Source organism: Glutamicibacter sp. AGC84 (assembly GCF_053543575.1).
The window spans coordinates 20,790-33,967 of the sequence record NZ_JBLVOC010000011.1; the positions used below are offsets into that span (position 1 = coordinate 20,790).

Genomic DNA, 13,178 nt, shown 5'->3' on the forward strand with positions numbered 1-13,178 from the left:
GTGCCGGCCGGGCTTCTGCGGTTTGCTAGGCGGTCAGGCCGAACCCGCCAACCATCTGCATGAACTCGCCTTCGGAGATGATGCTGACCCGCTGGCCCTTGTCGCGCAGCCGGAGTACGTGCTTGGCCTTGTTGGTCAGCCGCCCGTTGGCCAGATCCTCCGGGACGAAGCCGTCTCCGACGACCAGCGCCGTGGTGGCGCGCGTGACCCGCGAGGCGGTCTGCGCGCCGTGTTCGGCGGCCAGTTCCTTGGCCTTGGGGCGCGGCATGGACAGGTTGCCGGTGAACACCATGATCTGGCCGAACAGCGGATGGCTGGGATCCGCGTTGTCGCTCGGCTTCGGGTTCGGCCCTTCCTGCGGCCAGTTGTTGAAGGAATCCTGCGGCGGCAACGGGTTGCCAGCAGCCAGCCAGCCCTGGGCGTCGCGGGTGGCGCGGGACAGTTCGTGGCCTGGCTGCCACGGCTGGGTCAGGCTCAGCCGGACGCCATAGTGGTCTGCCGTCTCCAACACGGACTGCTGTCCGCTGCGCCCGGCGATATCGATCATTGCCCAGGCACAGGCCACAGCGTCAGCCAGAGCCTCGTGGTGGTTTTCGATAGGGTGCCCGGCTTCTTCGGCAACGAACGGCAGCGAGTAGCTGGGCAGATCATAGGCCTTGCGGGAGAGCTTGACGGTGCACAGGTGCGCAATTTCCGGTACCGGCAGTTCGCCGGCTTCGCACGCCGCGCGGATCACTCCGGAATCGAACGAAGAATTGTGGGCCACCAGCACGTCGGATCCGATGAATTCCAGCAGTTCCGGAATCCTGTCGGTCACCCGTGGCGCGGCGCTCACCATGTCGGGGGTGATGTGGTGGATCGAGACGTTGCGCGGGTCGAAGTGGTCGAAGCCTGCCGGCGGCTGCATGAGCCACTGTTCGGTTTCGACGATTTGCCCGGAGCGTACCTTGACCAGGCCCACCGAACAGGCGGAGCCGATAAAACCGTTTGCTGTCTCAAAATCTACTGCTGTGAAGTCCAATGCCACGCCCAATAGCTTACTCGCTTAATCGCTGGCACCGGCATGCGTGACATTCGCGCACCGCGCACCGCGCGGTGACCGCCGGGCGATAACGTGCCAATAATTCGCTGCAACCCGATTTTGACCTGTATCGATCAAGTTATCGGCGGCCTGGCTGGCTTGGGCGCAAGGCAGGGCATCTCACAATCATCAGCCGGCCGCATTGAGCGGGTCGAACCCTGCACGCAGGGAACTCAGCGCCCGAACAGCTCCTCGTAATGCTCGCTGAGCGCCGGATAGTAATCGGCTTCGAAGTCCACGCTGTCGGCATCGGCTCCGTTCACCACGGCTGCCAGGCGGTCCAGGTAGTAGTCCCAGCCCGGCCCGACGGAGCCGGCGAGCTGCGGGTCAAGGCCCGGCATCCGGAAGACCAGGGAACTGCCCTCGCCGCAGGACTGCACCGCGAGCTCCAGCGACCAGGCCGAGGGGCCTGTTCCAAGTTGCACCTGCAGGTGGTGCATGCGCGGATCGCAACGCAGGATTTCGACTCGTTCGGTGGGTGAACCGTCCTCGAGCAGCATCACCACGTCCACCGCGCCGCGCTCCGGGTCCCCGTGCCATGGGCCATACCAGAGCGCCAAGCACTGGGAGTCTGCCAGATAGCGCCAGATCCTGCTCGGGGATTGGGTGAACTCGCAGCGCAATTCCAGCGCTCCGTCTGCGGTTCGAATTCCGGTCGGCGAGGCGCTCATGATTTCTCTCCTGGGTTGCTCCCCTGCCGCCGCGGCACGGGCGGCTCCAGCGCCTTCACCGGCAGTCATTGAAGAATAGCAAATCGCGGTCCCGGGCCGCTGGGCGCCTTCTTGCAAAAGCAGGCACCGGTTCCCTTCCCCCAAGGGAAAGGGAACCGGTGCCCATATGCCCTGCATTTCGGACCCGGGCTAGGCGGTTGCCTTGCGCAAGGTGAGATAGGATCCTCCTGCCATCAGCAGGGCCACCAGGCCGCCCCACAGCGTGATCCCCGCGGCGGTCCAGGTCAAGGCCCAGCTCCAGAACTGGTCCCAGTAATTGCCGAAGGTGAACAGGGCGATGATTCCCAGCACCACCACACCCAGCAGGGTGAAGAAAACCACCATGCCCGTGGTGCGCCACCTCATGTAGATGGTCGCTATCAGGAAGCCGACCATGAACAGCAGCACCATCAGCACGAAGTAGAACAGGATCTGGACCAGCCAGTTGTTATCCGCAATCCATTGCAGGGCGAAGAACTGGCCGCCCATGCCCCAACCACCGGTGGCGACTTCCAGCAATCCAATCAGGTAGTAGAACACCGACAGAACCAGTGCGCAGACGGAGAACAGTGCCACGGTTCCCAGATAGAAGGTACGCCGCGAAATGCTCATGGCCATGGAGAACGGGAAAGTCAGTGTCAGCGCCTGGATACCCAGGGCCAAGAAGTACCACATCGGCGCTTGGGCGCCACCGCTGTACAGCCCTTCGTCGCTGCCGTTGCGCCGCACCAGCCACCAGATGGCCAGTGTGAAGAGGAACGATCCACCCAGGATTATCAGCGGGATTCCAATGAAAGTGGCTTTGTTGATCAGTTGCATGCGGGCGACTTTGATGATGCGGTTCATTTTCTTGCCTCCGTCCGTTCGTCGATCCCTGTTTCGGTTGTGCTGCTCAAGGCGCTGCGGACTACCAGTTGCTGCAGCGACACCGGACTCAGGTCCAGGCCCATGAGCTTCGCTTGTTCGCGCTGCTCCGAATCCAGCTTGGCCTTGATGGTGACGCTGGCCAGGGCGCCGAGTGCATCACGATGGATTATCTGCGCGGAGCCGATGAATTCCTGGACCTTGGCGTCCTCGCCAGTTACCGTTACCGCTGTGCCGCGCAGCTCTTCGGCATCCGAGTCGATGACGATTCGCCCCTTGTCGATCACGATGACGTGTTCGAGCAGGTTGGCGACTTCATCGATCAGGTGGCTGGAGAGCACGATGGTGCGTGGATATTCCGCGAAGTCTTCGACGAGGCGGTCATAGAAGATCTGCCGCGCTACCGCGTCCAGGCCGAGGTAGGGTTCGTCGAAGAACGTGATGTCAGCCCGCGAGGCCATGCCGATGATCACGCCCACCGCGGACAGCTGCCCGCGGGAGAGCTTCTTGATCCTGCGCCTGGTCGGCAGTGCGAACGCCTCGACGAGATCCTGGGCCAGTTCCTCATCCCAGTTCTCGAAGAACAGGGCTGCGGATTTGAAGGCCTGGTGGACCTTGAAGTCATCGGGGTACTTCTGGGATTCGCGGATGAAGCAGATGCGCGAGAGCGTCGGATCATGCTCGAAGGGGGCGTGGCCGAAGATTTCGGCGGTGCCTTGGTCCGCATAGTTCTGCCCGGTCAGGATGGACATGAGCGTGGTCTTGCCGGCCCCGTTCCGTCCAAGCAGCCCGTAGATACGGTCGGGTTCCAGTTCCAGGCTGACGTTGTCGAGCGCTCGCACGTCCTTGTAGGTCTTGCTCAGCTCGCGTGTGGCGATTGCTGTCGTTCGTGGCATGTCGTTCCTCCCTGCCTAGTAGAGATGTTTCAAGAATCCGAACCGGTCTTGATCATGGCGACCAGCTCATCCAGGCCAATGCCCAGCTTGGAGGCTTCTGCGGTCAATGGGGTGATGAATTGCTGTTGGAATTTCTCGCGGCGCTGTTCTCGCAGCCGCCGCGGTGCACCTTCGGTGACGAACATGCCGATCCCCCGCTTCTTGTAGAGCAGTCCGTCTTCCACGAGCCGGTTGATTCCCTTGGCTGCTGTCGCCGGATTGATCCGGTAGAACGCTGCGAATTCATTGGTTGATGGAACTTGCGCTTCTTCTGCAAGAACACCAGAGATGATGTCGTTCTCAATCAGCTCAGCAATCTGCAAGAAGATCGGTTTTGAATCATCAATCATGCTGGCTCCTCTCCGTGCTCATTTCCACTAGGTTAGTTAGTGGGTTAGTTACTCATGTAACTAACCATAGAACCTAGTTCGGTTCTGTGCAATAGCGGGGCGGCAAAATATCCACGGAAAATCCGGTACCCCAAACTGTCCGCCTCGCTATCTATGCTGGGAACTGTCGACGGGGCTGCCTGGAACGGGCACCGGCGATGGCGCGTTCACCGTGGTGAGCACGGAAATGGAGCTGCAGACCGAGACAACGCATGGCGCAACCCGAAACCGGGAAGGGCTGGCGATGGCTACGAATAATTTGCAGTATCTGGCCCAGGAAAATAGTGATCGCACGCTGGGCAATGACCGCAATCCACGGATTGCAGGCCTTTATGGGAGGGACCATGCAAGAACTATTCAATCGCCTTGAGGCTCCGGATCCGCTTCTCGGAGCATTGGATCGCCAGATCCTGCTCGGGCTGTACACGGTGCTTTTCCCCGAATCCACCGGTGAAGAAATGGCCCGCGCTACCCGGCGCGAGCTGATCGCCAGAATCCAGGACTCGCGCGCTGGCACCATGCAGCGTCCCGGCCGCAATATCCTGGACTACCCCTTGCGCCGCCCGAACCAAGCGGCATTGAATCGCGCACTGCTCACCGGCACGAAGGGCCAGCCGGTATATTGGTGCCGCCAGGCAAATGCACTGGCTTCCGCGGCGGCCCTGGGGCAGGAGAACGAGTCATTCCGCTGGAATTTGGAGGACCCCCTGCGGGCAGGCGATCTCGTCCTGACGGCATTGGAGGGCACTCCAGCGTTGATTGCCAGCCTTGAAATCACCGAAGCCGATGAGGCGGAGCGGCTCACCTTCACCAATTTGGCGACCTTCACCGACCCGATCTCCGTGGCTGAGCTCGAGTCCATGATCGGCGCAGAACTTCCAGGACGCTCGCAGTATTTGGCAGATTCCCTTGCCCAGAAGCTTCTGGGCAGCATCGGGGATCTTCTCGAACGCCCCCGCCCGATATTCGTCACCGCCGGACCTTGCACTCCCTCGCAGCCTGCGAAGGCCAATGAGGTGCTCGGCGTTGTGGCCATCCTCCAGAAGGCTTCACCGTATGAACCGCTTGCTTGCGAAATCTGCGATCGGGATATTTCTGCCAGGCCCGAGGTCCATCTGCCGCAGAGCCATCACAACGGCCTGCGTTGGGAGATCCAGGACCATGCCGATGAGGTGGTGCTGCTTTGCCGTGGCTGCCACGACATGGCCCACCAGCCAACCCTGGAACAGCTTCGGAAGTTCGCGAAGCCTGCCTGCCCGGAATGCGGGGAACGCAATCCGCTGAAGATCATCTGGGGAATGCCAAGCTTCATGCCCGATGACGACGAGTACGTCACCGCTGGCTGCATGATGCCTGTGGGGCCTCCCGCACAGTGGCAGTGCCGCGCATGCGAAACCCAATATCTGGTGACCGAGTTCGACGAGCGGCCCTATCTGGCCCTGGCACGGTTCGGCGAGAACTTCCCGCACTAGCGCAAGAACGCCAGCAAATCCGTTTCAGGATTTGCTGGCGTTCTTGTTCTATCCGGGATTTGGAGGCTACTTGGCCAAGGCCTTGGTGACCTCGTCGATGATGCTGGGCAGCAACGCGGCGAAGGCGCGAGCCCGATGCGAGATCGCGTTCTTCTCCTCCGGAGTGTGCTGGGCCATGGACTTGCCGGCGCCGGCCGGTTCGAAGATCGGATCATAGCCGAAACCATGCTCGCCGGCACGCTCGGTGCGCAGCACGCCTTCGACCTTGCCCAGTTCCACGTGCTCGGCACCCTCTGGGGTAGCCAGTGCCGCGGCGCAGACGAACTGCGCTGCGCGGTGCTCGGCTGCAATATCGCCGAGCTGGCCGAGCAGCAGATCGATATTCGCTTCGTCATTGCCGTGCACCCCGGACCAGCGCGCCGAGAAGATTCCCGGCGCTCCCCCGAGCACATCCACGCTCAAGCCGGAATCATCGGCCAGCGCCACCAGGCCGGTGGATGCCGAGATCTCGCGGGCCTTTTTCAGCGCATTGCCCTGGAAGGTGACCTGGTCTTCAACCGGATCGGCAGCCCCAGCGGTGGCGGCGTCGATGACCTGGCTGTCAACATCCAAGCCCGGCACCTGCCCGCGCAGCAATTCGCGCAATTCGCGCAGCTTGCCCTGGTTGCGCGAGGCAAGCACCAGTACCGGCTTGCTCATTTGGTGCTGCTCAGGGTTTCACGCTGGATCTCGGCCAGCTCGTTGGTTCCGCCAAGGGCCAGGTCCAGCAGGGCATCCAGCTCCTCGCGCTTGAATGGAACCCCTTCGGCGGTGCCCTGGACCTCGACGAAGTCGCCGGATCCGGTGACCACGACGTTCATGTCGGTCTCGGCGCGAACATCTTCCTCGTAGGGCAGGTCCAGCATCGGGGTGCCATCGATGATGCCCACCGAGATCGCGGCGACCGAGTCGGTGAGCACCTTGGCGTTGGCCTTCACGATGCCCTGCGAACGGGCCCAGGAAATTGCTTCTGCCAGTGCCACGTAGGCACCGGTGATGGCGGCAGTGCGGGTGCCGCCGTCGGCCTGCAGGACGTCGCAGTCCAGCACGATGGTGTTTTCGCCCAGGGCCTTGGTGTCCACGACGGCACGCAGCGAGCGGCCGATCAGGCGGGAAATCTCATGGGTGCGGCCCGAGAGCTTGCCCCGGACCGATTCGCGGGAGTTGCGGGTGTTGGTAGCACGTGGGAGCATCGCGTATTCAGCGGTGACCCAGCCGGTGCCTTCGCCCTTGAGCCAGCGTGGCACGCCCTCGGTGAAGGACGCGGTGCACAGCACGCGGGTGTCGCCGAATTCGATCAGCGCCGAGCCTTCGGCCTGAGCGGACCAGCCACGGGTGATGGTAATGTCTCGAAGTTGCGCGGCTCCTCGGCCGTCAGCGCGTAAAGTCATGCTTCCATCCTAACCACGCGCACCGCGCGATCTGTACGGGTGAACCCGCGAGTTACGGTGAAATGCACCTCGTGGCGCATCCTTGGCAGCTACTGAGCATGCACCACAACGCAGCATCGCCCGGGACGCGGGCTCAGCTCGGCCCGGCTGCAATCCAACTGGCACCCCTCCAAGACGCCTGAAACCAGTTCATAGTTCATGGAGCAGACCAGTTCGGTCTGCTGCTGCGCGACCAGATGGAAGGGGCAGTTCCCCATGGAGATCTCTCCTCGCTCGTCTGCTTCAGGCGCATAGCCCAGCTCGTCCAGCAGCGGCACGAGCCCGTCACCGGCCTGCCCCAGGTTCTGCCCCTCGCCACGTGCCGCCTGACGCAGCGCCTGGAGCACAGCCCCCGAGGCATCGGCACTGGCCGCGTTCGCCAGCAAGCTGCCCAAGAGGCGGTAATTGCGCGCTGGCAAGCTCACGGATACTTCCTCTTGAGCGAGCGCGTAAAGTTTCGCGGTGCGCCCGGCCCCCGGCCCGTTTTTGCCTTCCGGCCGTGCGAAAGTCACCGCCAGCAATCCTGCGCTTGCCAGCCGGTCCAGATGGTAGGCGGCCAGGGTCCGGCTGATTCCTGCGGCCTTGGATGCCGCGTCGCGTCCTGCCGGTTGCGGACTTTGCGAAATGAATTCGAACAGTCGCCGCCGAACCGGATCGTTGAGCGATTTGAGGACCGTATCTTGTTGCAAGCTCAGTTTTGTCGACATGCCAGAATTCTATCAACAATGGATACTGACAAATAGGCCCGAGAGGCGAATTCTGGGTATACGTTCAAACCTTTGGAGGGTGATCGCCATGAGCGCCTCATGGAGCGAGAAGCATCCGGTCTCGCACATACGGGCAACAACAGCTGCACGAGTCAACACCGACCCGTCGTTGAGCGCATTCTGGATCCTGCGCATTGGATTTGTCGTCCTGCCCCTGCTGATGGGACTGGACAAGTTCGCGAACGTCATGACCTACTGGCCGGAATACCTGGCCCCGTGGATCATTGACATCATGCCGTTCTCCGCGCAAACCGCCATGCATTTCGTTGGCGTGGTGGAACTGGTTGCCGCCGCATCGATGATCATCAAGCCGCGCTACGCGAGCTATGTGCTGTCACTGTGGCTGCTGGGCATCATCGTCAATCTGGTCTCGATGGGCGTCTTCCTCGATGTCGCCCTGCGCGACGTGGGACTGCTGGTCGCCGCATTGGCCCTGACCCGACTGGCCAGCAAATACGACAAGCCCTGGGGTGCCAAGCACGGCGCCGGCTAGGCTGCTTCCGGGAACGCGAAAAGCACCGGCGCAGAGGATATTTCTTCCTGTCCGCCAGTGCTTTTCTCCGGTTCCGCGTGCCTACTTCTTGCGTTTGAGCAAGGGGAACTTGCGGGTCTTCTCGTACTTGATGGTCGGCATGGTGCCTGTACGGGTCTTCAGGTAGTCGGTACCGCGCTCCCCCTTGAACAGGGCCGGGTCCTTGTCTTCCTTCAGGCTGCCGGAGTACACGCCGTAAGTCACCCCGGAAACGGCAACAGCGATCCCGCCGTCGTAGGTTTCCTTGGCTTCTTCGACTACCTTGTTGATGTCGGTCCATACCGGAATGTGCGTCAGCAGCATGCGCTCGGCACCGGCCGCGGTCGCCATTTCGCCAGCACGCTTGCCCGTCAGGTGCACGCCGTCGATATGGTCATCGCGGCCCTCTTCGAAGGCCGCTTCGCACAGGAACATGTCAGCGCCGCGGGCTGCCTCAACCAGGCCATCGCAGCTGTCGGTGTCCCCGGAATAGGTCAGCACGCTGGTCAGCAACTCGCCATCGGGGCCCGGCTCATGCGCTTCCACGCGCAGCGCATAGGCTTCCTTGATCGGGTGGCGCACCGGGTAGGGAGTGATGGTGAAGGGACCGATGTTCACCGGCTGCAAGGATTTCCAGACCTGGAAGTCGTAGTCCTTGGCCATGGTGTCGCCATCGGGCAGGGAGTAGGCCGTTTCAATGCGTTCGGCGGTATCTTCCGGACCGTGCACCAGCATCCGGTCCCGGCCCCAGCCCGTCGGGTCCCAGCGAATCGCCACATGCAAACCGCAAAGGTCCATGCAGTGATCGGGATGCAGATGGGAAATCATGATCCCGTCAATGTCTTTTAAATCGGTGTAACGCTGAAGCACGCCCAACGCGCCGGAGCCCAGATCCAGCAGGATCTTCCAGTCGCGCGTGCCATCAAAGGCCGACACCAGGTAGCAGGAAGCGGGCGATCCCGGCCCTGGGAATGACCCGGTGCATCCAATGATGGTCAGCTTCATTCGTTACTCGCTTTCGACGCGGCAATCATCTGCGGGGTAATCCGCGAAATAGCTCCGGTCGGATAGTGGGCGGCTACATGGTCCACGTGGCGCACCTGCAGCACCTCGGGTCCGAGGAATCGGCGAGCCAGTACACCAAAGCTATCAGCGTTGCCTGTGGCTAGGAACTCATGACGCGCCGCGGCGCCGTCGTTGCGCACCAGGGCATGGCGGGTCAACGCCCGGAAAACGTCCTTTGCCGTTTCCTCGGCACTCGAAACCAAGCTGACCGAATCCCCCATGACATAGGAGATCACGCCGGTCAGCAACGGATAGTGCGTGCATCCCAGAACCAGGGTGTCTACATCGGCGGCCTGCAGCGGCGCCAGGTATTCCTGCGCGATCTCCAGCAGCTCGGCACCGGCGGTAATGCCGGACTCCACGAACTCCACGAAGCGCGGGCAGGCCACGGTGGAGACCTGCAAGTTCGGCGCGGCCGCAAAGGCGTCCTCGTAGGCGCGTGAACCAACAGTCGCCTGGGTGCCGATGATGCCGATCTTGCCATTCTTCGTGCCGGCTACCGCACGGCGCACCGCCGGCTGGATGACCTCGACGACCGGGATGCCATAGCGCGCGGTATAGCGCTCGCGAGCATCGCGCAGCACTGCGGCAGAGGCCGAATTGCAGGCAATCACCAGCAGCTTCACGCCACCATCTACCAGCTCATCCATCACCCCCAGCGCATTGGCCCGAACCTGGGCAATGGGCAGCGGGCCATAGGGAGAGTTGGCGGTATCCCCCACATAGATCAGCGATTCGCCCGGCAGCTGGTCAATGATCGCGCGGGCCACGGTCAGCCCGCCAACGCCCGAGTCGAAAATGCCGATGGGGGTATTGGCCTCCGGGGCCGAGACCTGCCCGGTAGCAAAGTAGGAATTCATGGATTAGAACTCCGCATCCATCAGTGCAGCCATCAGGGTATCGAGGACCCATGAAATCAGGTTGTACACCAAGGACATGTATTCGTCCGGGGTGTTCACCTCGGATGCATCGAGCACCTCTGCGACCCGGGCCGAATCCTCTTCACTGCGGATTTCCAGGCGCTCTGCGAGCACCAGGCGCACGTCGTTCAGCGCTTGGGCAAAACGCGTCGCGGTGTCCTTGTCCAAGACCAGCTTTTCGGTGTCCAGCAGCATCTGGGCCTCGCGCAGGCGACCAACCTTTTGCGCGATCAGGTCGGCTTCGGTCAGCCGGCGATGCTCCGCGGCGGCCACTGCGTCATCGCTGGCATCCGGCAGCAGCCTGGCCAGCGCTGGATCGGAAACCGGCGGCAGGTCCATGGACTCGGGCCGCATGCCGGTCAGGGCGTAAAGCGGATCAACATCTTCGGGCAGCTGGTGCAGCTGCGCACGCTCCTCGAGCATTCCAATGACATCGCCGAAGAGTTCGCGGATCAGTTTTCGTTCTGCGGAGTGCAGTGTTCCGGTAATGCCCTTGGAACCGTTCTTGAAGGCCTTCGCCACGTTCAGGCTCCCTGGGTCATCGTTGCGTTCAGGCCGAATCCGTGCATTGCCTGCACATCGGATTCGATAGCTTCGCGGCTGCCGCTGCGCACCGTGCAGAAGCCGTCATGGTGCACCTGCAGCATGAGCTTCTCGGCTTTTTCCGCGCTGAAACCAAAGTAGGAACGGAACACGTAGGATACGTAGCTCATCAAGTTCACTGGATCATTCCACACGACCAAGCGCCAGGGCTTGTCTTGGGATACCAGGGTTTCAAATTCGGAAAGTACATCGGGCATTGCGGTCATGGCTTCCATTTTACGCTTGGAAGCTGAACGCAACACCGGACACGGCAAATATCACCTTGAGCGTGAGCCGTTATACAGTAAAACCGGTCTGCTTTCCCAAGCAGCACCGTATAAGGCCTTTTCCGATCATCAGGAGCGTCACATGCGCACCAGTCTCTTCACCGACCACTATGAGCTGACCATGCTCCAAGCAGCGCTGGGATCCGGTGCAGCTCACCGCCCGTCTGTCTTCGAGGCATTCGCTCGCCGCTTGCCCGAGGGCCGGCGCTATGGCGTGGTCGCAGGTACTGGTCGCGTGCTCGAAGGGTTGGCAAACTTCCGCTTCGATGACGAACAGCTGCGTTTCCTCAGCGACAACAAGGTAGTCAACGCGGAAACCATCAAGTACCTGGAGAACTTCCGCTTCACCGGCAGCATCTCCGGCTACGCCGAGGGCGAGTTGTACTTCCCGAATTCGCCGCTGCTGACCGTGGAGTCGACTTTCGCTGAAGCCTGCGTTATCGAGACTTTCCTGCTCTCGGTCATGAACCATGATTCGGCCATCGCTTCGGCGGCATCGCGAATGATCGCCTCGGCCGGCGAACGCCCATGTATCGAGATGGGCTCGCGCCGCACCCATGAGGAATCAGCAGTGGCTGCCGCGCGGGCCGCCATGATTGCCGGATTCACTTCAACGTCCAATTTGGAAGCCGGTGCCCGCTATGGCTTGAAGACCGTTGGCACTTCGGCCCACTCGTTCACCCTGCTTCACGACACCGAGCGCGCCGCTTTCGAAGCGCAGGTTGCCTCGCTGGGCAAGGACACCATCTTGCTGGTGGATACCTACGACGTGGAGAAGGGCGTACGCACCGCGGTTGAAGTTGCGGGTCCGGAACTAGGCGGAGTCCGGCTGGACTCGGGCGACCTGGTGCAGCAGGCAGGCTGGGTTCGCGAGCTGCTTGATGACCTGGGCAACTGGAACACCAAGATCACCGTGACCTCGGACCTCGACGAGTACGCGATCGCCGCCCTGGCCAGCGCCCCGGTTGACGCCTATGGCGTCGGCACGGCATTGGTCACCGGCTCCGGCCATCCGACCGCGTCGATGGTTTACAAGCTGGTTGCCCGCCAAGACGATTCGGGGCAATGGATTCCGGTCGCCAAGGCCGCGGCGAACAAGGCCAGCGTGGGCGGGCGCAAGTACGCGGTGCGCCAGCTCAATGAACGCAACCGCGCTGTCGCTGAAATCGTCTCCACTTCCGAGTACACCACCGGCGGCCCCGAGCGGGATCTGGTGGTCCCGTTGGTGCGCCATGGCGAGATCGATCAGGCGTACGTGGGTGCAGCTGGCGTCAAGCTCGCCACCGAGCGCCACTTCGCATCGGTCCAGGAACTGCCAGGCGTGGCACGCAAGATGCAGCGTGGCGAACCGGTCATCCCGACCGTCATGATCCAGGACTAGTCGAACACACGAAAATCCCAGCTGCGGGACGTAGGATCCAGATTCAAGGATCCTGCGGTCCGCAGTTTTCCAATCTCTACACTTCCCCCAGCCAGGAGGCAGCGATGAGCAGAGCCCTGTTGATCATTGATGTCCAACCCGACTTCTGCGAAGGCGGAGCCCTGGCCGTGACCGGCGGCAACGCCGTCGCAACGGCCATTGCCGCGGATATTGCCGAACGCCGCGATGCCTACTCGGCAATCGTCACCACCCAGGATTGGCATATCGAGCCCGGGAATCATTTCTCGGAAACCCCCGACTTCATTGATTCCTGGCCGGTGCACTGTGTCGCCGGAACATCTGGCGCCGCCCTGCATCCGCAGCTCGCCGAGGTGCCCCTGGATGCGCACTTCGCCAAGGGGCGCTTCACCGCAGCCTATTCGGGTTTCGAAGCCAGAGTGCTGGATCCATCGGCTGACCAGGCTGATGAAAGCGGAGAACTGCTAGGTCCATGGCTCAAGGCCAGAGGCATTGACTCTGTAGATGTCGTAGGGCTCGCCGCGGATCATTGCGTAAAGGCGACCGCCTTCGATGCAGCTGAAGCAGGATTCACCACGACCATCATTTCTCCGCTGACCGCAGCAGTCTCGCCGGAGAATCTGCCGGCGATACGCGAGGAACTGAGGGCAGCCGGGGTAACGGTGATTTCGCTGGGTTGATGATCCCCCGGAAAGCAGAAACGGCTTTGCTCCTGACCGAATTTTCC

General features: G+C 61.9%; 15 protein-coding genes and 1 pseudogene. 4 read left to right on the forward strand and 12 right to left on the reverse strand.

Annotation, left to right across the window (positions count from 1 at the left end):
* Positions 1–25: 25 nt before the first annotated feature.
* From ACNPN0_RS06965 to ACNPN0_RS06985, 5 genes are all read right to left on the reverse strand, one after another.
* Entirely contained in the window at positions 26–1,027 is a 1,002-nt protein-coding gene (locus ACNPN0_RS06965; protein ID WP_448938252.1) for an exonuclease domain-containing protein, read from the reverse strand.
* Positions 1,028–1,254: 227 nt separating this feature from the next.
* Positions 1,255–1,752: an SRPBCC family protein gene (locus ACNPN0_RS06970; RefSeq protein ID WP_448938253.1), complete on the reverse strand. Its 498-nt coding sequence runs from the start codon at positions 1,750–1,752 to the stop codon at positions 1,255–1,257.
* A gap of 189 nt (positions 1,753–1,941) precedes the next feature.
* The gene (locus ACNPN0_RS06975; RefSeq protein ID WP_105658437.1) at positions 1,942–2,637 is read right to left on the reverse strand and encodes a hypothetical protein; all 696 of its coding nucleotides are present in this window, start codon (positions 2,635–2,637) and stop codon (positions 1,942–1,944) included.
* Positions 2,634–3,551 carry an ABC transporter ATP-binding protein gene (locus ACNPN0_RS06980; RefSeq protein ID WP_105662601.1) on the reverse strand — a complete coding sequence of 306 codons (918 nt, stop codon included), beginning with the start codon at positions 3,549–3,551 and terminating at the stop codon, positions 2,634–2,636. The genes ACNPN0_RS06975 and ACNPN0_RS06980 overlap by 4 nt, the downstream gene beginning before the upstream one ends.
* Positions 3,552–3,580: 29 nt before the next feature.
* A complete protein-coding gene (locus ACNPN0_RS06985; protein WP_181148913.1) occupies positions 3,581–3,940 on the reverse strand; it encodes a GntR family transcriptional regulator in 360 nt (119 codons plus the stop codon).
* A gap of 383 nt (positions 3,941–4,323) precedes the next feature.
* Here ACNPN0_RS06985 and ACNPN0_RS06990 point away from each other — a divergent pair, with 383 nt between their 5' ends.
* A complete protein-coding gene (locus ACNPN0_RS06990) occupies positions 4,324–5,451 on the forward strand; it encodes an HNH endonuclease signature motif containing protein (RefSeq protein ID WP_448938254.1) in 1,128 nt (375 codons plus the stop codon).
* A gap of 66 nt (positions 5,452–5,517) precedes the next feature.
* On the opposite strand, the gene rdgB is transcribed toward ACNPN0_RS06990, so the two are convergent.
* The 3 genes from rdgB to ACNPN0_RS07005 form a co-directional block, all read right to left on the reverse strand.
* On the reverse strand, positions 5,518–6,150 hold the full coding sequence (rdgB, locus tag ACNPN0_RS06995) for an RdgB/HAM1 family non-canonical purine NTP pyrophosphatase (protein WP_105658434.1): 633 nt from the start codon (positions 6,148–6,150) through the stop codon (positions 5,518–5,520).
* The gene (gene rph / locus ACNPN0_RS07000; protein WP_388025335.1) at positions 6,147–6,881 is read right to left on the reverse strand and encodes a ribonuclease PH; all 735 of its coding nucleotides are present in this window, start codon (positions 6,879–6,881) and stop codon (positions 6,147–6,149) included. The genes rdgB and rph overlap by 4 nt, the downstream gene beginning before the upstream one ends.
* Positions 6,882–6,970: 89 nt before the next feature.
* Entirely contained in the window at positions 6,971–7,627 is a 657-nt protein-coding gene (locus ACNPN0_RS07005) for a helix-turn-helix transcriptional regulator (protein WP_448938255.1), read from the reverse strand.
* A gap of 88 nt (positions 7,628–7,715) precedes the next feature.
* On the opposite strand from ACNPN0_RS07005, the gene ACNPN0_RS07010 reads away from it, so the two are divergent.
* Positions 7,716–8,180, forward strand: a complete 465-nt coding sequence (locus ACNPN0_RS07010; RefSeq protein ID WP_286134697.1) for a hypothetical protein — start codon at positions 7,716–7,718, stop codon at positions 8,178–8,180.
* Positions 8,181–8,408: 228 nt separating this feature from the next.
* On the opposite strand, the pseudogene ACNPN0_RS07015 reads toward ACNPN0_RS07010, so the two are convergent.
* From ACNPN0_RS07015 to clpS, 4 genes and pseudogenes are all read right to left on the reverse strand, one after another.
* Positions 8,409–9,203 (reverse strand): annotated as a pseudogene (locus tag ACNPN0_RS07015) (MBL fold metallo-hydrolase); the annotation flags it as partial.
* Positions 9,200–10,123 (reverse strand): glutamate racemase, encoded by a 924-nt coding sequence (gene murI, locus ACNPN0_RS07020; protein WP_105662596.1) that lies wholly within the window; start codon positions 10,121–10,123, stop codon positions 9,200–9,202. The gene murI and the pseudogene ACNPN0_RS07015, both read right to left, overlap by 4 nt.
* Before the next feature lie 3 nt (positions 10,124–10,126).
* Positions 10,127–10,705, reverse strand: a complete 579-nt coding sequence (locus ACNPN0_RS07025) for a DUF2017 domain-containing protein (protein WP_105662595.1) — start codon at positions 10,703–10,705, stop codon at positions 10,127–10,129.
* A gap of 2 nt (positions 10,706–10,707) precedes the next feature.
* Entirely contained in the window at positions 10,708–10,992 is a 285-nt protein-coding gene (gene clpS, locus ACNPN0_RS07030; protein WP_105658428.1) for an ATP-dependent Clp protease adapter ClpS, read from the reverse strand.
* 142 nt (positions 10,993–11,134) lie between these two features.
* On the opposite strand from clpS, the gene ACNPN0_RS07035 reads away from it, so the two are divergent.
* Entirely contained in the window at positions 11,135–12,433 is a 1,299-nt protein-coding gene (locus ACNPN0_RS07035) for a nicotinate phosphoribosyltransferase (protein ID WP_105662594.1), read from the forward strand.
* Between the two features lie 104 nt (positions 12,434–12,537).
* Positions 12,538–13,131: an isochorismatase family protein gene (locus ACNPN0_RS07040; RefSeq protein ID WP_105658426.1), complete on the forward strand. Its 594-nt coding sequence runs from the start codon at positions 12,538–12,540 to the stop codon at positions 13,129–13,131.
* Positions 13,132–13,178 lie beyond the last annotated feature (47 nt).